At 75.5% G+C, this 17,769-nt stretch carries 20 protein-coding genes; 12 read left to right on the top strand and 8 right to left on the bottom strand.

Features of this window, described 5'->3' with window-relative positions:
- Positions 1-43 precede the first annotated feature (43 nt).
- Together ACI797_RS26030 and ACI797_RS26025 are read left to right on the top strand one after the other, a co-directional pair.
- Entirely contained in the window at positions 44-1,282 is a 1,239-nt protein-coding gene (locus ACI797_RS26030; protein ID WP_456863047.1) for a low temperature requirement protein A, read from the top strand.
- 46 nt (positions 1,283-1,328) lie between these two features.
- Positions 1,329-2,285, top strand: a complete 957-nt coding sequence (locus ACI797_RS26025) for an NADPH:quinone oxidoreductase family protein (RefSeq protein ID WP_456863043.1) — start codon at positions 1,329-1,331, stop codon at positions 2,283-2,285.
- 10 nt (positions 2,286-2,295) lie between these two features.
- Here ACI797_RS26025 and ACI797_RS26020 read toward each other — a convergent pair whose 3' ends face one another.
- Genes ACI797_RS26020 through ACI797_RS26010 form a run of 3 tightly spaced genes read right to left on the bottom strand, consistent with a single transcriptional unit; the run spans position 2,296 to position 4,475 of the window.
- On the bottom strand, positions 2,296-3,306 hold the full coding sequence (locus tag ACI797_RS26020; protein WP_456863040.1) for an amidohydrolase family protein: 1,011 nt from the start codon (positions 3,304-3,306) through the stop codon (positions 2,296-2,298).
- Positions 3,296-3,679, bottom strand: a complete 384-nt coding sequence (locus ACI797_RS26015) for a metal-sulfur cluster assembly factor (RefSeq protein WP_456863037.1) — start codon at positions 3,677-3,679, stop codon at positions 3,296-3,298. The genes ACI797_RS26020 and ACI797_RS26015 overlap by 11 nt, the downstream gene beginning before the upstream one ends.
- Before the next feature lie 58 nt (positions 3,680-3,737).
- Entirely contained in the window at positions 3,738-4,475 is a 738-nt protein-coding gene (locus ACI797_RS26010) for an IclR family transcriptional regulator (RefSeq protein ID WP_456863031.1), read from the bottom strand.
- A 61-nt stretch (positions 4,476-4,536) separates the two neighbouring features.
- On the opposite strand from ACI797_RS26010, the gene ACI797_RS26005 reads away from it, so the two are divergent.
- Positions 4,537-5,517 carry an NAD-dependent epimerase/dehydratase family protein gene (locus ACI797_RS26005; protein WP_456863026.1) on the top strand — a complete coding sequence of 327 codons (981 nt, stop codon included), beginning with the start codon at positions 4,537-4,539 and terminating at the stop codon, positions 5,515-5,517.
- Here ACI797_RS26005 and ACI797_RS26000 read toward each other — a convergent pair.
- Entirely contained in the window at positions 5,510-5,713 is a 204-nt protein-coding gene (locus ACI797_RS26000) for a DUF5703 family protein (protein ID WP_456542541.1), read from the bottom strand. The two genes, ACI797_RS26005 and ACI797_RS26000, sit on opposite strands and share 8 nt — an antisense overlap.
- A gap of 126 nt (positions 5,714-5,839) precedes the next feature.
- On the opposite strand from ACI797_RS26000, the gene ACI797_RS25995 reads away from it, so the two are divergent.
- Both ACI797_RS25995 and ACI797_RS25990 read left to right on the top strand, forming a co-directional pair.
- Complete coding sequence (locus ACI797_RS25995; RefSeq protein ID WP_456863023.1) at positions 5,840-6,106, top strand: hypothetical protein; 267 nt, start codon at positions 5,840-5,842, stop codon at positions 6,104-6,106.
- 73 nt (positions 6,107-6,179) lie between these two features.
- On the top strand, positions 6,180-6,953 hold the full coding sequence (locus ACI797_RS25990) for a DUF2470 domain-containing protein (RefSeq protein WP_456863020.1): 774 nt from the start codon (positions 6,180-6,182) through the stop codon (positions 6,951-6,953).
- 3 nt (positions 6,954-6,956) lie between these two features.
- Here the strand turns inward: ACI797_RS25990 and ACI797_RS25985 are convergent, their stop codons facing one another.
- The 3 genes from ACI797_RS25985 to ACI797_RS25975 are packed head-to-tail and all read right to left on the bottom strand — an operon-like array spanning position 6,957 to position 10,981.
- Entirely contained in the window at positions 6,957-8,033 is a 1,077-nt protein-coding gene (locus tag ACI797_RS25985) for a winged helix DNA-binding domain-containing protein (protein ID WP_456863018.1), read from the bottom strand.
- A 39-nt stretch (positions 8,034-8,072) separates the two neighbouring features.
- Positions 8,073-10,010 carry an AAA family ATPase gene (locus ACI797_RS25980; protein WP_456863015.1) on the bottom strand — a complete coding sequence of 646 codons (1,938 nt, stop codon included), beginning with the start codon at positions 10,008-10,010 and terminating at the stop codon, positions 8,073-8,075.
- Entirely contained in the window at positions 10,007-10,981 is a 975-nt protein-coding gene (locus ACI797_RS25975; RefSeq protein ID WP_456863011.1) for an aldo/keto reductase, read from the bottom strand. The genes ACI797_RS25980 and ACI797_RS25975 overlap by 4 nt, the downstream gene beginning before the upstream one ends.
- A gap of 159 nt (positions 10,982-11,140) precedes the next feature.
- Here ACI797_RS25975 and ACI797_RS25970 point away from each other — a divergent pair, with 159 nt between their 5' ends.
- From ACI797_RS25970 to ACI797_RS25950, 5 genes are all read left to right on the top strand, one after another.
- Positions 11,141-11,971 (top strand): undecaprenyl-diphosphate phosphatase, encoded by an 831-nt coding sequence (locus ACI797_RS25970; protein WP_456863008.1) that lies wholly within the window; start codon positions 11,141-11,143, stop codon positions 11,969-11,971.
- Between the two features lie 16 nt (positions 11,972-11,987).
- Positions 11,988-12,686, top strand: coding sequence for a histidine phosphatase family protein (locus tag ACI797_RS25965; RefSeq protein ID WP_456863005.1), 699 nt, complete (start codon positions 11,988-11,990; stop codon positions 12,684-12,686).
- Between the two features lie 51 nt (positions 12,687-12,737).
- Positions 12,738-13,289, top strand: a complete 552-nt coding sequence (locus ACI797_RS25960) for a DUF3090 family protein (protein ID WP_456542533.1) — start codon at positions 12,738-12,740, stop codon at positions 13,287-13,289.
- Positions 13,290-13,300: 11 nt separating this feature from the next.
- Positions 13,301-14,059, top strand: coding sequence for an SCO1664 family protein (locus tag ACI797_RS25955; protein WP_456863001.1), 759 nt, complete (start codon positions 13,301-13,303; stop codon positions 14,057-14,059).
- Between the two features lie 99 nt (positions 14,060-14,158).
- A complete protein-coding gene (locus tag ACI797_RS25950; RefSeq protein ID WP_456862998.1) occupies positions 14,159-14,545 on the top strand; it encodes a VOC family protein in 387 nt (128 codons plus the stop codon).
- Between the two features lie 3 nt (positions 14,546-14,548).
- Here the strand turns inward: ACI797_RS25950 and ACI797_RS25945 are convergent, their stop codons facing one another.
- On the bottom strand, positions 14,549-15,265 hold the full coding sequence (locus ACI797_RS25945; protein WP_456862995.1) for a maleylpyruvate isomerase family mycothiol-dependent enzyme: 717 nt from the start codon (positions 15,263-15,265) through the stop codon (positions 14,549-14,551).
- 97 nt (positions 15,266-15,362) lie between these two features.
- On the opposite strand from ACI797_RS25945, the gene mshC reads away from it, so the two are divergent.
- Together mshC and ACI797_RS25935 are read left to right on the top strand one after the other, a co-directional pair.
- On the top strand, positions 15,363-16,616 hold the full coding sequence (mshC, locus tag ACI797_RS25940) for a cysteine--1-D-myo-inosityl 2-amino-2-deoxy-alpha-D-glucopyranoside ligase (protein ID WP_456862992.1): 1,254 nt from the start codon (positions 15,363-15,365) through the stop codon (positions 16,614-16,616).
- A gap of 3 nt (positions 16,617-16,619) precedes the next feature.
- The gene (locus ACI797_RS25935) at positions 16,620-17,660 is read left to right on the top strand and encodes an HD domain-containing protein (RefSeq protein WP_456862989.1); all 1,041 of its coding nucleotides are present in this window, start codon (positions 16,620-16,622) and stop codon (positions 17,658-17,660) included.
- Positions 17,661-17,769: the final 109 nt, after the last annotated feature.

The raw sequence follows: 17,769 nt of genomic DNA, 5'->3' as shown, positions 1-17,769 counted from the left end.
CGGGGCTGGTCGCGGGCCCGCGGTCCTTGCCAGACTGCCCGCCATGGCCGTGTCCCGGGCACACCACCGCATGCGCATGGGCGGGCGCGACCCGCAGCAGCAGCACCGCGTCGCCACGCCGCTGGAGCTGCTGTTCGACCTGACCTTCGTCGTCGCCTTCGGCACGGCGGCGAACGAGCTGGCGCACGCGCTGGCCGAGGGGCACGTCGGCGCGGGCCTCGCCGGGTTCGCCTTCGCCACCTTCGCCACGGCGTGGGCGTGGATCAACTTCGCGTGGTTCGCGTCGGCCTACGACACCGACGACTGGTTGTTCCGGCTGACCACGATGGTCCAGATGCTCGGCGTGCTGATCGTCGCGCTGGGCGTGCCGGCGGTGTTCGCCTCCATCGAGGACGGCGAGACCGTGGACAACGCAGTCATGGTCGGCGGGTACGTCGTCATGCGGCTGGCCATGGTCTTCCAGTGGCTGCGCGCCGCCCGGCAGGACCCCGACCGGCGCAGCGCGTGCCGCACCTACGCGGTGGCGATCTCGGTCGCCCAGGTCGGCTGGATCGCCCTCCTGATCGCGCAGACCTCGCTGCTGGTGACGTTCCTGTGGGTGGTCCTGCTCGTGCTGGTCGAGCTGGCCGGGCCGGTGGTGGCCGAGAAGCTCAAGGGCGGCACCCCCTGGCACGCCCACCACATCGCCGAGCGGTACGGCCTGCTGGTGATCATCACCCTCGGCGAGGGCCTGCTCGGCACCACCGTGGCGCTCGCCGCGATCATCGGGCCGGACGGCCCCGGGTGGTCGGCCGACGTCGTGGTCCTCGGGCTGGCCGGGACGGCGCTGGCGTTCGGCATGTGGTGGACGTACTTCGTGCTGCCCTTCGGCGAGGTGCTGCACCGGCACCGCGAGCGGGGGTTCGGGTGGGGGTACGGGCACATCGTCCTGTTCGGCGCGGCGGTGGCGGTCGGCGCCGGGATGCACGTCGCCGCCTACTACGTGGAGCACCACAGCGCGCTGGGGACCACAGGCACCGTGCTCAGCGTCGCCGTCCCGGTCGCCGTGTACGTGCTGGCGGGCTACGCCCTCTACGACCAGCTCACCCGCAGCTTCGACCCGTTCCACCTGCTGCTGCTGGCCGGCTCGGCGCTGGTCGTGGGCGTCGCGCTGGCGATGGCCGCGGCCGGCGCGCCGCTGGTGTGGTGCCTCGCCGTCCTGGCGCTCACCCCGTGGGTGACCGTCGTCGGTTACGAGACGATCGGCCACCGGCACGAGGAGCGGGTGCTGGCCCGGCTCTGACCGCCCGGCCCGCGCACCGCGGGGGCCACCTGGCAGGGTCGCGGGCATGCGCGCATGGCGGGTCCACGAGCTCGGCGAGCCCACGGCGGTGATGACCCTCGACGAGGTCGACCGGCCGACGCCGGGGGAGGGGCAGCTGCTGGTCCGGGTCCGGGCCGCCGCGCTGAACTTCCCCGACGTCCTCATGGCCCGGGGCGGGTACCAGGAGCGGCCGCCGCTGCCGTACACGCCGGGCCTCGAGCTGTGCGGCGAGGTCGAGGGCACGGGGCAGCGGGTGCTCGGCTCGCCGTCGGGCGGACCCGGCGCCTTCGCCGAGTACGCGCTCGTCGACGCCGACCGGGCGTTCCCGGTGCCCGAGGGCATGCCCGACGCCAAGGCCGCGGCGCTGTACCTCACCTACTCCACCGGCTGGGTCGGCCTGCACCGCCGGGCGCGCCTGCAGGCGGGGGAGTGGCTGCTCGTGCACGCCGGCGCCGGCGGGGTCGGCTCGGCGGCGATCCAGCTGGGCAAGGCCGCCGGCGCGCGGGTGGTCGCCACCGCCGGCGGCGCGGACAAGGTGGCGGTCTGCCGGCAGCTCGGCGCCGACCACGCCGTCGACTACACCAGCGAGGACTTCGTCGAGGTGGTCTGGGAGGTCACCGGCGGCCACGGAGCGGACGTGGTCTACGACCCGGTCGGCGGGGACGTGTTCGACCGGAGCCGGAAGTGCATCGCCTTCGAGGGCCGGCTGCTGGTCGTCGGCTTCACCAGCGGCCGCATCCCCGCGGTGCCGGCCAATCACGTGCTGGTGAAGAACTACAGCGTCGTCGGGCTGCACTGGGGGCTGTACCGCACGCACGACCCGGCGCTGTTCGGCCTGGTGCACGAGGAGCTCGACCGGCTCTGGGCCGAGGGCCACATCGACCCGCTGGTCAGCCGCACGCTGCCGCTGGCCGAGGCGCCGCAGGCCCTGGAGGCGCTCGGCGAGCGCGGCACCGTCGGCAAGGTCGTGCTGGTCCCCTGAGGCCGCTGCGTCAGTGCGCCTGCGGCCTGCCCAGGCGGGCCTTCGTCGCCTCGACGTCCATGCCGTGCAGCCGCAGCAGGTTCTCGCCGAGGATCTTGCGCTTGGCCTGGTCGGTCAGCTGCGGGTAGCCGTAGCCCTCGCACAGGTCCTGCGGGATGGAGAAGTCCATGAACGCCCGCAGCGCCCACTGCGGCTGCCAGATCGGCGCCTCGGAGCCGTAGACGATCTTGTCCTCCCCGCACCAGAACAGCAGCTTGCCCAGCACCTCGGCGAACATCCGCGGCGCCCGGACGACGAAGTTGATCGTCGCCGCCAGCGAGGCGTACAGGTTCGGGTGGCGGATGAGCTGCCAGCACACCTCGTCGAGGAACGGCAGCCCGACGTGGAAGATCACGAAGTTGATGTCGGGGAAGTTGGCCGCGGCGCCGTCCATGTCCCAGGTCTGGGTGGCCTCGACCGGCTGCGGCCCCAGCGGCACGCCCTTGTGCACGCCGATGAGGTTCACGCCCAGCTCCTGCGCCTTCTCGAACACCGGGAAGGCAACCTGCGGGTCGTCCATGCGCCACGGGAACGGCGAGCCGTAGTCGTAGCGGACGTTGTAGAACTTGAACGCCTTGGCACCGAACTCGCCGACCTGCCGTTCCATCAGGTCGATCGCCCGGCGCCCCTCCAGCGGGTTCACCGAGCCCCAGAACACGGTGCGGTCGGGGTCGCGGGCGGCCAGCTCGGCGCAGGTCTCCCACGGCGACAGGCCGTCGCGGAACAGGTCGGTCAGCGGCAGCGGCATCGCGACGAGCATGTCGGTGTCGGACTCGTCGTAGACCATCTGGCGGATGTCGGCCGGGGTCCACTCCTTGAGGTACTGCTCGGCCGACAGCTTCGGCTCGTCGGCGGGGGTGAGCACCTGGTGGAAGGCGTACAGGTGGTTCATGAACATCGTCCCGGCCGAGCCGTAGGCGTTCTTCGCGGTGAAGTTGAAGGGGTGCGCCACCCCGTCGAAGACGAACGCGTCACCGATCACGGCGGACCTCCAGGCGGGTGAGGTACTCCTCCCGGTCGCCGGCGGCGACCGGGTCGGGCAGGAAGCGGAGCGTGCGGGCGGCGGAGGGCGACAGCCGGTCGGTCGTCCACGCCTCGTCCCAGACGATCTCGACCTCGCAGGTGTCGACGCCGGGGGAGCCGGCGATCGCCGCCTCGACGTCGCCGAGCACCCGAGCCGCGAACGGGCACCAGCCGGAGGTGAGCAGCAGCTCCACGCGGGCGTGCCCGTCCTGCAGGGTGACCGAGCGGAGCAGGCCCATGTCGACGACCGAGATGCCCTTCTCGCGGCAGCACGGGTCGTAGACGTCGGCGAGGGCGCGCACCGCCCAGTCCGGGGCCGCGGCAGCGCTCATGGCCGGATGGTCGACCGGCGCCCGCGGGCGGCGCCAGGGGCGGAATTTCAGATGGCGATCAGACCGCGATGCCCAGCGCCCGCGACACCCGGGCGGCGCCGGTCAGCAGGGCGCGCCGCCGGCCGGGGTCGGGCGCCGGGGTGACGACGGCGACCGCGCCGACGCCGTCCGGGTCGACCACGGCCGCGCCCAGGCAGCGCACGCCGACCGCGTACTCGCCGTCGTCCACCGCGACGTCCCCGGCCGCCGGCAGCCGCAGCCGGCGCCGGTCCACCACGGTCCGCGGCGTCAGGTCGTGCAGCGGGTGGCGGCCGAAGTACTCCTCGCGGGCGGGGGTCGGCAGCTGGCCGAGGATGCACTTGCCCAGCGCGGTGGCGTGCCCGGCGTCGTGGATGCCGACCCACAGGTCGATCCGCGGGGCGCGGGGGCCGTCGACGATGTCGGCCACGACGATCTCGCCGTCGACGTAGCGGGCCAGGTAGACGGCACCGCCGAGCTCGTCGCGCAGCCACTCCAGGGCCGGGCGGGCCGAGGCCAGCCCGCGGGCCGCCGTCCCGTGCCGGAGGACGACGTCGATCCGGTGGCCGAGCACGTACGAGCCGTCGGCCAGCCGCTGCAGCCAGCCCTCGTGGGCGCAGGTGCGCAGCAGGTGGTAGGTCGTGGGCAGCGGGAGCCCGGCGGCGCGGGCGACCTCCTTGGCGCGGGCCCGGCCGTCGTGCTCGGCGACGATCTCGAGCAGCCGCAGTGCCCGCTGCACCGACTGGATGAGCGTCGGCTGCCCCTGTGCTGCGCCCACGTCCCGCTCCTCTCGCGGTGGGGACACGATGGCAGAACCGCGGCCTGGTAGGCAGGGGGCCGTGCGCATCCTGGTCACCGGCAGCTCGGGCCACCTCGGCGAGGCGCTCGTCCGCGAGCTGGGCGCCGCCGGGCACGAGGTCACCGGCCTCGACCGGCTGCCCTCGCCGCACACCGACGTCGTCGCCTCGGTCACCGACGGCGGCGCCGTCCGGGCCGCCGTGGACGGCGCCGACGCGGTCCTGCACGCGGCGACGCTGCACAAGCCGCACGTGGGCTCGCACGACCGGCAGGCGTTCGTCGACACCAACGTGACCGGCACGCTGACCCTCCTCGAGGCCGCGGTCGCCGCGGGCGTCGGCCGGTTCGTGTTCACCAGCACGACCAGCGCCTTCGGCCGCGCGCTCACCCCGGCGACGGGGGAGCCGGCCGCGTGGGTCACCGAGGACGTCGTCCCGCGGCCGCGCAACGTCTACGGCGCCACCAAGGTCGCCGCCGAGGACCTCTGCGAGCTCGTGGCCCGCGACGAGGAGCTGCCCGTCGTCGTCCTGCGGACCTCCCGGTTCTTCCCCGAGGGGGACGACGACGACCGGGTGCGCGGCGCCTACGCCGACGAGAACGTCAAGGTCAACGAGCTGCTGTACCGGCGGATCGACCTCGCCGACGTCGTGGGGGCGCACCTGGCGGCGCTCGACCGGGCGCCGGAGCTGGGCTTCGGCCGCTACGTGGTCAGCGCGACCACGCCGTTCTCCCCGGACGACCTGCCGGAGCTGCGCCGCGACGCCCCGGCCGTGGTGGCGCGGCTGTTCCCCGACGCCGCCGAGGTGTACGCGGAGCGCGGCTGGCGGATGTTCCCGTCGGTCGACCGGGTGTACGTCAACGAGCGGGCGCGGGCGGAGCTCGGCTGGGAGCCGGGCTACGACTTCCGGCGGGCGCTGGACCTGCTGCGCGCGGGGCGGCCGCCGCGCAGCCCGCTGGCCGACGCGGTGGGCGCCAAGGGGTACCACCCGGTGCCGACCGGGCCGTACACCCCGGTCAGGTGACGGGCTTGGGGAGGTAGGAGAGCCGCGAGCGGCGCCGCAGGATGACCTTGCGGGTGCCGTCGGCGTGCAGCTGGAGACGGGCGAGCTCCCAGCCGCCGGTCTCGGCCTGCAGGCTCAGCATGGTCGCCGCTGCGGATCGGGACGTGCCCGCCGGGATCCGCAGCGGCGCGAACTCCCAATCCGCGACCGCCTCCATGCGGCCGATTGTGCCCCCGGTTCGCCGGGCCGTCACCCGTTCGTCATCCGGCCGCGCGACCCCGGTCTGCCGGCGGACCGGCCGGGCGGCACGATGGACGGGCACCCGACTCCCGAGGAGGACGACGTGACCGAGCCCGGCACCGACGTGCCCGACGCCGACCGCGCCGAGCAGGAGGCGCTCCTCGACCCGCCGGCGGTGACCTCGGCCGGGGACGCCCGCGCGCCGGGGGAGGACGTGCCCGAGGCCGACGCGCTCGAGCAGCAGCTGGCCGCGCGCCCGGGGGAGGCCGGCGCGCCGCTGCGGCCGGTGGGGGACCGCGAGGCCGACGCCGCCGACGTCCTCGAGCAGGAGGCCGACGTCCCGCTGGACGAGGACGACGTCCTCAGCTGACCGCCGGCGACCGCGCACTTCCACCGCGCGCTGACTTTGGTTAGGCTTCCCTAACTCGATCCGAGGGGGCGCCATGACCACCCGACCCGACGGCCCGGCCACCCGCGCCGTGCGACCGGGGCCGGCCGAGCGCGCCCGCAGCGTGGCCGCCGGCCCGCAGGCGACCGTCTGCGCCACCGGGGTCGAGGCGAGCCTGCCCCTGGCGCACGCGGTGACCGCCGACGGCCAGGTGCTGCTGGTGGTGCCGGCCGCCGGCGAGCTGGCCACCGCCGTCGCGGCCTCGCCGCAGCGCGACCTGTCGGCGCTGGTCATGGTCAGCGACCGGGCGCCGGTCGCGCTGCGCCGGCCGCTGCGCGCCCAGATGTGGCTCTCCGGCTGGGCGACGCCGGTGCCCGAGCGGGACGTGCGCGACACCCTGCTCGCCTTCGCCGACGTCCGCCCCTCGCACGCCCTGCTCGACGTCGGCACCACGGCGACGCTGCTGCGCCTCGACCTCGCCGAGATCGTGCTGCGCGAGGGCAGCGCGGTCGCCGAGGTCGGCCCCGAGGAGTTCGCCGCCGCCAGCCCCGACCCGCTCGCCGCCGTCGAGGCGGCCACCCTGGCCCACCTCGAGCGCGACCACCCCGAGTTCCTCGCCCTGCTCACCGCCGCGATCCCGGCCGGGCAGGTCGGCCCCGGCGACGTCGTCCGGCCCCTCGGCCTGGACCGCTTCGGGCTGCGCCTGCGGATCGAGCGGGCCGGCGGGCAGCAGGACGTCCGCCTGGCGTTCCCGCAGCCGCTCACCTGCCCCGGCCAGCTCGGCGCGGCCCTGCGGGCCCTGACCTGCGGCGTGCACGCGCCGGGCTGACCGCTACCGGTCGAGGAACGCGGTGAGGCGCGCCGCCTCCGCCTCGACCGCGACGGCGTCGTCGGCGCGCAGCGGGTGCAACGGCGCCAGGTGCACCGCGCCGTCCGCCCAGCTCCAGGTGCCGGCCACGAAGCCGTCGACGAGGAAGGTCGGCAGCACGTTCGCGTACCCGGGCAGCACCCGGCCGCGGGCCGCGTCGGGGAGCACCCGGGAGCGGTCGGCGTGCGCGAGCAGCGCGTTGTCGAAGCCGGGGAGGAACCGCACCGGCGCGGGGGAACCGGGGTCGGCGAGCCCCGCCTCCGGCAGGTCGAACAGCTCGCGGCCGGCCTCGTCGCGGTAGGTCCGCAGCCGCGGGCGCAGGGCGTCGAGCACCTCGCGCAGCCGGGTCAGGCCGCACCAGGCCTGCACGTCCATGACGGTGGCCGGGCCGAACCCGGCCAGGTACCGCAGCACCAGCCGCTGCGGGTCGGGCGCACCCAGGGGCCGGCCCAGCCACGCCTCGGCGTGCGCCACCGCGATGCCCGGCCGCGACCACCAGCCGCCGAACGCGCTGGTGGCCGGGTCGTGCACCAGCGGCAGCCGGAGCTCGGCGGCCGCCGCCAGCTGGGGGCGCGCCGCCCCGGGGTGCCGCTCCGCCAGGCGCTGCCGCAGCTCCCGGCGCGGCACGAGGTCGCCGCCGAGCACCTCCGCCGCGGTGGCCGCGACGGCGGCCGGGGCGTGGCCGGCCAGGCCGCGGCGGAACCAGGCGGCCGCGACCAGCCGGTCGAACAGCGGCTGCAGCGTGGGCCGCAGCCACCGGTAGTCCTCGGCGCCGGTCAGGTGCTGGGTGCCGCGCAGGCCCGGTCCCCGCACGACCGACCGGTCGGCCACCAGCGCGGACAGGTCCTCGGGCGCGAAGGAGGTGAGCCGGGTCCACAGCCCCACGTGCGGCCAGTTCGGCTCCTGCGCCTGCAGCGCCACCAGCCGGTCGACGACCGCCGCGACCGGGAGGTCGCTGCGGGCCAGCAGCAGCTGCCGGTCGAGCAGCGTCCGGTTGAGCGTCCGCCGGTCGAGGGTGCGCACCGCGAGCGTCGTCGTCATGGACCGACGCTAGGACGCCCAGCGGTCACCTCCCGTCCGCTATCCGTCGTCCTCGGCCGCTTCCCGCAGCAGCCGGGCGAGCCGGGTGCGCCGGGGGCGGACGTCGACCTCCCGCACCGCCCGGGCCAGCGCGGCGCCGCTGGCGTGCACGATCGACAGGTGCTGCTGCGCGCGGGTCAGCGCGGTGTAGACCAGCGGCCGCGACAGCATCCCGCCGGCCTCCGGCGGCAGCACGACGACGACGCCGGGCCACTCCGAGCCCTGCGCGCGGTGCACGGTGATCGCCCAGCCGTGCCGCAGGTCGGGCAGCGCGTCGCCGGTCACCGTCACCGGCCCGGAGGAGAAGTCGACGGTCAGCGAGCCGTCGCCGGTCCCGGTGACGACGCCGACCTCGCCGTTGGCGAACCCGATCGGCTCCAGGTCGAGGTGGTTGGCGGTGGCCACGACCCGGTCGCCGACGTCGAAGCCGAACACCGTCCCGTCGCCGGGGTTGAGCACCGCCTTGAGCGCCTTGTTCAGCTCGATCGTGCCCGCCGGCCCGCGGTGCACCGGGGTGACCACCTGCACCGACGCCGCCGGGATGCCCAGCGCCCGCGGGATGGAGTCGGTGACCAGCTGCACCACCCGGCGGGCGGCCTCGGCGCTGCCCTGGGCCGGGACGACGACCACCTCGCGGTCGGGGGAGTCCACGCGCGGCAGCTCGCCCTCGCGGACCGCCGTCGCCAGCCGGGCGATCGCGCCGCCCTCGGCCTGCCGGTACAGCGTGGTCAGCTCGGTGACCGGCACGGCGCCCGAGTCGATGAGGTCGCCCAGCACGTGGCCGGGCCCGATCGAGGGCAGCTGCGCCGGGTCGCCGACCAGCAGCAGGTGGGTGCCGTCCTGGCAGGCCTCCAGCAGCGCCGCGGTCAGCTCGACGTCGAGCATCGACGCCTCGTCGACCACGACGACGTCGGCGTCGAGCGGCCACTCCTCGTTGCGGGTGAACCCGCCGGTGGTGCCCTGCGCCCCGAGCAGCCGGTGCACGGTGACCGCGGGGTGGTCGGTGAGCTCCTCGAGCCGCTTGGCGGCCCGGCCGGTGGGGGCGGCCAGCGCCACCTCGCTGCCCTTCTTGCGCAGCAGCTGGACCACGGCGGCGACGGTGCGGCTCTTCCCGGTACCCGGGCCACCGGTGAGCAGGCTGACGCCGGCGGAGAGGGTCTGCGCCACCGCCTCGGCCTGCGCCTTGTCCAGCCCCTTGGCCACCGAGCGCACCGAGACCGGGTCGGCGATCGCCTCGGCGGTGGCCAGCAGCCGCTGCACGTTCTCGGCCACGGCCTCCTCGGCCATGCCGTAGCGGGCCAGCGAGAACGAGATGAGCCGGGGGTCGGGCTCCTCCTCGCTCTCGGGGTCGAACGGCGGCTCGTGCTCCAGCACGTCCCCGGACTCGACGGCCGACGCGATCGCGGCGGCGGGGTCGGTGACGCCCTCGGCCCGCAGCGCGGCGACCACCAGCTCGGCGGGCAGCACGGTGTGCCCGTCGCGGGTCGCCGTGCGGAGGGTCTGCGCGACGATGGCCCGGCCGCGGCGGCTGTCCTGCCGGTCGGCCCCGGGCAGGATGGCGATCGCCAGCCGGTCGGCCTCGGTCAGCGTGACGCCGGGCAGCCCGAGCAGCGCCCACGGGTCGTCGCGCAGCCGGCGGGCGGCGTCGTGCCCGAGCGTGTCGGCGACGCCGGCGGCCAGCTTGGCCTCCAGCCCGGCGCCCACGAGCAGGCCGACCACCTCGTAGGCCGGGGCGGCGGCCAGGAAGCTGGAGAACAGCCGCTCGGCGCGCTGCTTGCCGACCCGCGGCAGCTTCATCAGCCTGGCGGCGGTGACGTCGTCGGGGGTGGTGATGCCGGCGCCGGGCAGCTCGGCCGCCGCCCGCTTGCCCAGGCCCGGCCACAGCCCGGCCGCGCAGAAGGCGGCGAAGACCCTGTCCTCGGTGACCGTGGTGCTCATCGCCGCTTCTCCGGATAGCCGAACGGCGGCGCCGAGACGTCCTCCAGCGCGGTGCGGATGGCGGCCGGCAGCCGCACGCCCTCGGCGTCGAGGGAGGCCTGCAGCTGGGCCGCCGTCCGGGCGCCGACGATCGGCGCCACGACGCCGGGACGGTCCCGCACCCAGGCCAGCGCGACGGCGAGCGGGGTGGTGCCCAGGCCCTCGGCGGCGGTGATCACGGCCTCCACGATCCGGTCGGACTTCGGCGAGCGCAGGCCGTCGATGAAGCCCTGCCAGGCCGGCGAGGCGCCGCGGGACTCCGAGGGGGTGCTGTGCCGGTACTTGCCGGTGAGGATGCCGCGGCCCAGCGGCGACCAGGGCAGCACGCCCAGGCCGAGGGCCTCGGCGGCCGGCACCACCTCGCGCTCGACGCCGCGCTGCAGCAGCGAGTACTCGACCTGGGTGCTCACCAGCGGCGCGCGGCCCGGCCAGGCCCGCTGCCAGGTGGCGGCCTGGGCGGTCTGCCAGCCGGTGAAGTTGCTCACCCCGACGTAGCGGACCCGGCCCGAGGAGACGGCGGCGTCGCAGGCGGCGAGGGTCTCCTCCAGCGGGGTGGCCTCGTCCCACGCGTGCAGCTGCCACAGGTCGACGTGGTCGATTTCGAGCCGCTCGAGGGAGGCGTCGAGGGCGGCGAGCAGGTGCCCGCGGGAGGCCCCCCGGCCCATCGGGCCGGGGGAGGTGCGGCCCACGGCCTTGGTGGCCACCAGCACGTCACCGCGGGGGACGACGTCGGAGAGCAGCCGGCCGAGGGTGCGCTCGCTGTCGCCCTCGCCGTAGACGTCGGCGGTGTCGACGAGGGTGCCGCCGGCGTCGACGAAGGCGGTCAGCTGCGTCGCCGCCTCGTCCTCGTCGGTGTCGCGGCCCCAGGTCATGGTCCCCAGCGCCAGCCGTGAGACGACCAGGCCGCTGCGTCCCAGCGCCCGTTGTTCCACGACCGGCCAACCTACCGGCGCGGGACGACACCGGCCCGCGACCGTCCCCACCCCGGAGCGGCGCGCCGGCTCCCCGCGGGGCGCCCCTTAGGCTGATCTCCCGTGCCTCCCGCGAGCCCCGTCCCGTCCGCCGTCCCCGCGTCCGAGGGCTGAGCCGGCGTGGGGTGGTTCGAAGCCGTCGTCCTCGGTCTGGTGCAGGGGCTGACTGAGTTCCTGCCGATCTCCTCCAGCGCCCACCTGCGCATCGTCGGTGAGGCGTTCGGCTGGGACGACCCCGGCGCGGCGTTCACCGCGATCACGCAGATCGGCACCGAGGCCGCCGTCCTCCTCTACTTCCGCAAGGACATCGCCCGGATCGTGACCGCCTGGGTGCTGTCGCTGTCCGGGAAGCGCAAGGGCGACCCCGACGCGCGGATGGGCTGGCTGATCATCGTCGGCAGCATCCCGATCGTCGTCCTCGGCCTGCTGTTCCAGGACCGGATCGAGACGACGTTCCGCGACCTGCGGGTGGTCGCGATCGCGCTGGTCGCGTTCTCCCTGATCCTGTTCTGGGCCGACCGCGTCGGGCGCAAGGACCGGGAGCTCAAGGAGCTGACCGTGGGCCACGGCATCGCCTTCGGGTTCGCCCAGGCCATGGCGCTGGTGCCGGGCGTCTCGCGCTCCGGCGGGACGATCACGATGGGCCTGTTCCTCGGCTACACGCGCGCGGCCGCGGCCCGGTACTCGTTCCTGCTGGCCATCCCGGCGGTGCTCGGATCGGGCGGGTTCCAGGTCTACGAGGCGCTCACCGGCGACCTGGCCGGGGGCGCCGTCGACTGGGGGCCGACGATCGTGGCCACGGTCATCGCCTTCTTCGTGGGCCTGACGGTGATCGCCTGGCTGCTGCGCTACCTCGACCGCGGCAGCTTCACCCCGTTCGTCGTCTACCGCGTGGTGCTGGGCCTGGCGGTGCTGGCGCTGGTCGGCGCGGGCGTGCTGTCCCCGCGGTGACCGTAGGGTCTCGCCCGTGACCACGGTGATCCTGCTGCGCCACGGGCGGACGACGGCCAACACCGGCGGCGTGCTCGCCGGGTGGACGCCGGGCGTGCAGCTCGACGAGACCGGCCTGGCGCAGGTGCGGGCCGTCGCCGAGCGGCTCGCCCCGGTGCCGCTGGCCGCGGTGGTGAGCAGCCCGCTGGAGCGCTGCGTGCAGACCGCCGGCGCCGTCGTCGAGGGCCGGGCGCTGGAGCTGCAGACCGACGAGCGCCTCGGCGAGTGCCGGTACGGCGACTGGACCGGCCGGCCGCTCAAGGAGCTGGTCAAGGAGCCGCTGTGGAAGGTGGTGCAGCAGCACCCCTCCGCCGCCGTCTTCCCCGGCCCGGAGGGGGAGGGGCTGGCGCAGACCCAGGCCCGCGCGGTCGCCGCGGTGCGCGAGTGGAACGCCAAGCTGGGTCCGGAGGCGGTCTGGCTCGCCTGCAGCCACGGCGACGTGATCAAGGCCGTGCTCGCCGACGCGCTCGGCCTGCACCTCGACCAGTTCCAGCGGATCGTCGTCGACCCGGCGTCGGTCTCGGTGGTCAGCTACACCGACACCCGGCCGTTCGTCGTCCGCATGAACGACACCGGCGGGGACGTCGCGGCGCTGCTGCCGCCGCCGAAGAAGCGCCGCCGGCGCAAGGCCGACTCCGACGCCACCGTCGGCGGGGGCGCCGGGCCGGGCGCCTGAGCCCGGTGTCGTCGGGTGGACCAGCGCGGACGCCCGCGTAACCTGGGGCGCGTGCCACGCCAGGTCCACCTCTTCGATCGTCCGACCCGGTTCGTCGCGGGCACGGTGGGCCAGCCCGGGGACCGCACCTTCTACCTCCAGGCCTCGGACGCCACCGGGCGCACCGTCAGCGTCGCCCTCGAGAAGACGCAGGTCCAGATCCTCGCCGACCGGATGAGCGAGCTGCTCGACGAGATCGCCGCCCGGGCCGGGACCGTCATCCCGCCCGACGCCGACGTCGACGACCTCGACCCGCTCACCCCGCCCGTCGACGAGGAGTTCCGGGTCGCCGCCATGGGCCTGGCCTGGGACGGCGACGCGCAGGCCGTCGTCGTCGAGGCGGTGGCCGCCGGCGACGAGCCGATCGAGGAGGACGCGATCCTCTCCGACGCCGAGGAGGGCCCCGACGCGCTGCGGGTGACCATCACCCCCGGCGCCGCCCGCGCGTTCGTGGCCCGCGCGCGCCGGGTGATCGCCGCCGGGCGGCCGGCCTGCCCGCTGTGCTCGCTGCCGCTGGACCCGACCGGGCACGTCTGCCCCCGGCAGAACGGCTACCGCCGCTGACCGGGGGCCCCATGAGCGACGTCCCCGAGCCGGTCGCCCCGGCCGGCCTGCGCCGGCCGGCCGACGACGCCGAGGCCCGCACCCTCCTGCTGGAGGGCGTGATGGACCTCGAGGGCCGCATGCTCGACGCCTCGAACGTGACCCTGGTCGGCGCGATCCGCACCGCCGCGCTCGAGGCCGAGTGCGTCTACAAGCCGGTCGCGGGCGAGCGGCCGCTGTGGGACTTCCCCGACGGCACGCTGGCCGGGCGGGAGGTGTCGGCGGCGCTGGTGTCGGAGGCCACCGGCTGGCGGATCGTGCCGCCCACCGTGCTGCGCGACGGGCCGTTCGGCCCCGGGATGGTGCAGCTGTGGGTCGACGGCGACGAGACCGTCGACCTGGCCGCGTTCGTGCGCTCCGACCACCCCGGGCTGCGCCGGATGGCGGTGTTCGACGCCGTGGTGAACAACGCCGACCGCAAGGGCGGGCACATCATCCCGATGCCCGACGGCCACGTGCACGGCGTCGACCACGGCATCTGCTTCTCCGTCGACCCCAAGCTGCGCACCCTGCTGTGGCGCTGGGCCGGCAAGCCGCTGCCCGCCGAGGCGGTGGCCGTGCTGGAGCAGCTGCAGACCGACCTGCTCGGCGACCTGGGCGAGCAGCTGCACGAGCACCTCACCCGCCGGGAGGTGCGCCGCACGCAGCAGCGGGTGGCCGAGCTGCTGCGCACCGGGCGCCACCCCGAGCCCTCCGGCGACTGGCCCGCCCTGCCCTGGCCGCCCTTCTGAGCCGCCTCCGCTGCCGAGATCACGCGATCTCGGCAGCTCAGGGCCCCTGATCCGCCGAGATCACGCGATCTCGGCGGGGGCTGGGACATGATCGCCGTCATGCCGCACCGTTCGCGCCTGTCGATCCTGCTGCTCGACCTCCCGCCGGAGTCCCACGACGCCGGGCGGGACTTCTGGTCGGGCGCCACCGGCCACCCCGCCCACGCCGACCCGGACGAGCCGGAGTGGACCGAGCTCGGCTCCTTCGCCGACGGCTGGCACGTGGCGGTGCAGCGCACGGGGGAGGGGACGCCGCCGCGCTGGCACGTCGACGTCGAGACCGACGACGTCGAGGCCGAGGTGGCCCGCCTCGAGGCGCTCGGTGCGAAGCGGCACGCCGACATGGGCCGGTTCTGGCAGATGACCGACCCGGCCGGGCTGGTGTTCTGCGTCGTCGGGGTCCAGACCGGGGAGGCGTTCGAGAGGTACGCCACCACCTGGCCGTGACCGCTACTCGATCCTGACCAGGTCGAGCATCGCCGCGGCGGTCGCCGGGTCGCCGTGCACGGTGAGCACCTCCATCGGCAGCCGCCGCCACAGCGCCAGCAGCAGGTCGCCGGCGTCGCCGGTGAGGGTGGCGATGGGGAACGGCCGGGTGCCGGGGAACAGGGTGCGCTCGGCGTCGGCGTCGACGGCGTGCAGGACGACGGGGTGCGCCGTCTCCGGCGGCCCCTGGGGCAGCGCGGAGGGCGCCATGACCTCCAGCCACTCGTCGATGCCGTCCAGCGCGACGGCGGCGGGGATCGGCCGGACCGCGCCGAGCAGCTGCTCGACGTCGGTGGTGTGGACGACGGCCTCGTGGGTCTGCCGTCGTAAGACGAAGGCGACGTCGCGCCGCGGTGCCCACGTCCACACCGGCTCGGCCGGGTCGGCGCCGTCCAGGGCCGTCTCCAGCTCGGCCGCGGCGGCCGCGGTGAAGCCCAGCAGCTCGTCGTCCGGCTTGCGCTGCGGCTCGCGGTAGCCGGTCGGCTCCGGTGCGCGGGTGCGCACCACCCACGCCCAGAAGTGCTGGACCTCGGCCAGGTGCCAGACGAGGTCGGCCAGCTCCCAGTCGGGGCAGCCGGGGACCCGGGCCCGCCAGCCGTGCGCCAGCACCGCCTCCGCGGCCGCGTCGGCGAACCGCGCGTTCGTCCGCTGCAGCACCGGCAGGTACTCGTCGAGCTCCATCGCACCCTCCCGTCGTCCGCCCGACTGCGACCGTAGGGGCAGCCGGGACCGGCCCGGGGATCCGGCGTCGTCGGAGACGGTCTCTAGTCTCGATGTCGTGCTGTCCTGGCCCGCTCCGCTCCTGCCGACCCTGCCGGGGTCCGGCCCCGCGCTCCGCCTGCACGACACCGCGCGGGGCGAGGTGGTGCCGACCGAACCGGAGTCGACCGCCCGCATGTACGTCTGCGGGATCACGCCCTACGACGCCACCCACCTCGGGCACGCGGCCACGTACCTGGCGTTCGACCTGGTCAACCGCCTCTGGCGGGACTCCGGCCACGCCGTCCACTACGTGCAGAACGTCACCGACATCGACGACCCGCTGCTTGAGCGCGCCGAGCGCGACGGCGAGGACTGGATCGTCCTGGGCATGCGCGAGACGGCGCTGTTCCGCGAGGACATGACGGCGCTGCGGGTGCTGCCGCCCGACGACTACGTCGGCGCCGTCGAGGCCATCCCGCGGATCGTCGGCCACATCGAGGAGCTGCTCGACGCCGGGCTGGCCTACGTGCTCGACGACGGCACCGGTGACGTCTACCACGACATCGCGCAGGCGCCGGGGTTCGGCGGGGAGTCAGGCTACGACGAGGCGACGATGCTGCGGTACTTCGCCGAGCGCGGGGGAGACCCCGACCGGGCGGGCAAGCGCCAGCCGCTGGACCCGATCCTGTGGCGCGGCGAGCGGCCCGGTGAGCCGTCGTGGCCCGGCCCGCGCGGCACGGCCGGGCGGCCCGGCTGGCACATCGAGTGCGCCACCATCGCGCTGGACACCATCGGCACGGGCTTCGACGTCCAGGGCGGCGGCAGCGACCTGGTCTTCCCGCACCACGAGTACTCCGCCGTCCACGCCGAGGCGCTCACCGCCGCCGCGACGGGGGTGAAGGAGCCCTTCGCCCGGGCCTACGTGCACACGGCGATGATCGGTCTCGACGGCGAGAAGATGAGCAAGAGCCGCGGCAACCTCGTCTTCGTCTCGCGGCTGCGCGGCGACGGCGTCGACCCCATGGCGATCCGGCTGGCCCTGCTCTCGGGGCACTACCGCACCGACCGGGAGTGGACGGCGCAGCTGCTCCGCGACGCCCAGGAGCGGCTGGCGACGTGGCGGCGGGCGGTGTCCGCGCCCGCCGGGGCGCCGGGCTTCCCGGTGCTGGCCGAGGTGCGCGCCCGGCTGGCCGACGACCTCGATTCACCCGGCGCGATCGCCGCCGTCGACGCGTGGGCCGCGGCGACCCTGGCCGGGGCGGCCGAGGACGACACCGCGCCGGCGCTGGTGCGCGACACCGTCGACGCCCTGCTCGGCATCGGGCTGTAGGTCGTGAGCGGTCCGTTCCGGTTCACCGACCGCGCCGCCCGGGAGGCGGCGGAGGCGGCGCTGGCGCCGGCCGCCGTCCGGTCGACCGCCACCCGCGGCCGCGCCGTCCCCGAGGCGGAGGACCCGCTGCGGACGGCGTTCGAGCGCGACCGCGACCGCATCCTGCACGCCAAGGCCTTCCGCCGGCTCAAGCACAAGACGCAGGTCTTCCTCAACCCCGACGGCGACCACTTCGTCACCCGGCTGACCCACACGCTGCAGGTCACCCAGGTCGCCCGCTCGCTGGCCCGCGCGCTCGGGCTGAACGAGACCCTGGCCGAGGCGATCGCGCTGGGCCACGACCTGGGCCACTCGCCGTTCGGGCACATCGGCGAGGACGCGTTCGACCCGTACGTGCCCGGCGGCTGGCACCACGCGGCGCAGGGCGTGCGGATCGTGGAGGTGCTCGAGCACCTGAACCTGACGTGGGAGGTGCGCGACGGCATCCGCGCGCACAGCTGGAAGATCACCCCGCCGCCGGCCACGCACGAGGGGGAGTGCGTCCGCTTCGCCGACCGGATCGCCTACCTCTCGCACGACGCCCAGGACGCCGTCCGCGCCGGGGTGCTGCAGCCGGCCGACCTGCCGGCGCGCACCCGCGAGGTGTTCGGCGAGCCGGGCGGGGAGATGGTCGGCGCGATGATCGACGCCGTCGTCCGGGGCAGCCTGTCGCCGGCGAACACGTCGGGGTCCGTGGCCATGGACCCCGACGCGCTCGGGGCGTTCCACGAGCTGCGGGCGTTCATGTTCCACCGGGTCTACGAGTCACCGACCGCGGCGGGGCAGAAGCACGTGGCCATCGCCGTCATCCGCCGGCTGGTCGACCACCACCTGGCGCACCCGGAGCTGATCCCGGCCAGCTACCGCGACACCTCCGCCGACCCGGTCACGCAGGTGGTCGACTACGTCTCCGGCATGACCGACCGGTTCGCGCTGAACATGCACGACCGGCTCTTCGACGACGACGCGTCGTCCCGGATGACGCCGCTGCTGCGCACCTCCTGACCGCTCCCTGCCGAGATCACGGGATCTCGGCACAGCGGGCCGCGGGCCCCCCCGCCCTGCGGCGCGGTGGGGGGGGGGGGCGCGGGGGCGACGCCGCGGGGGGGGGGGG

This window comes from Geodermatophilus sp. SYSU D00691, assembly GCF_054050275.1.
This window is presented reverse-complemented; position numbering and strand designations above follow the sequence as displayed.

What these genes read in the sequence shown, in the direction of transcription:
- ACI797_RS26030 (WP_456863047.1), top strand. Translation starts at nt 44, where the DNA reads ATGGCCGTGTCCCGGGCACACCACCGCATGCGCATGGGCGGGCGCGAC.
- ACI797_RS26025 (WP_456863043.1), top strand. Translation starts at nt 1,329, where the DNA reads ATGCGCGCATGGCGGGTCCACGAGCTCGGCGAGCCCACGGCGGTGATG.
- ACI797_RS26015 (WP_456863037.1), bottom strand. Translation starts at nt 3,679, where the DNA reads ATGAGCGCTGCCGCGGCCCCGGACTGGGCGGTGCGCGCCCTCGCCGAC.
- ACI797_RS26000 (WP_456542541.1), bottom strand. Translation starts at nt 5,713, where the DNA reads ATGGAGGCGGTCGCGGATTGGGAGTTCGCGCCGCTGCGGATCCCGGCG.
- ACI797_RS25990 (WP_456863020.1), top strand. Translation starts at nt 6,180, where the DNA reads ATGACCACCCGACCCGACGGCCCGGCCACCCGCGCCGTGCGACCGGGG.
- ACI797_RS25985 (WP_456863018.1), bottom strand. Translation starts at nt 8,033, where the DNA reads ATGACGACGACGCTCGCGGTGCGCACCCTCGACCGGCGGACGCTCAAC.
- ACI797_RS25980 (WP_456863015.1), bottom strand. Translation starts at nt 10,010, where the DNA reads ATGAGCACCACGGTCACCGAGGACAGGGTCTTCGCCGCCTTCTGCGCG.
- ACI797_RS25955 (WP_456863001.1), top strand. Translation starts at nt 13,301, where the DNA reads ATGAGCGACGTCCCCGAGCCGGTCGCCCCGGCCGGCCTGCGCCGGCCG.
- ACI797_RS25950 (WP_456862998.1), top strand. Translation starts at nt 14,159, where the DNA reads ATGCCGCACCGTTCGCGCCTGTCGATCCTGCTGCTCGACCTCCCGCCG.
- ACI797_RS25945 (WP_456862995.1), bottom strand. Translation starts at nt 15,265, where the DNA reads ATGGAGCTCGACGAGTACCTGCCGGTGCTGCAGCGGACGAACGCGCGG.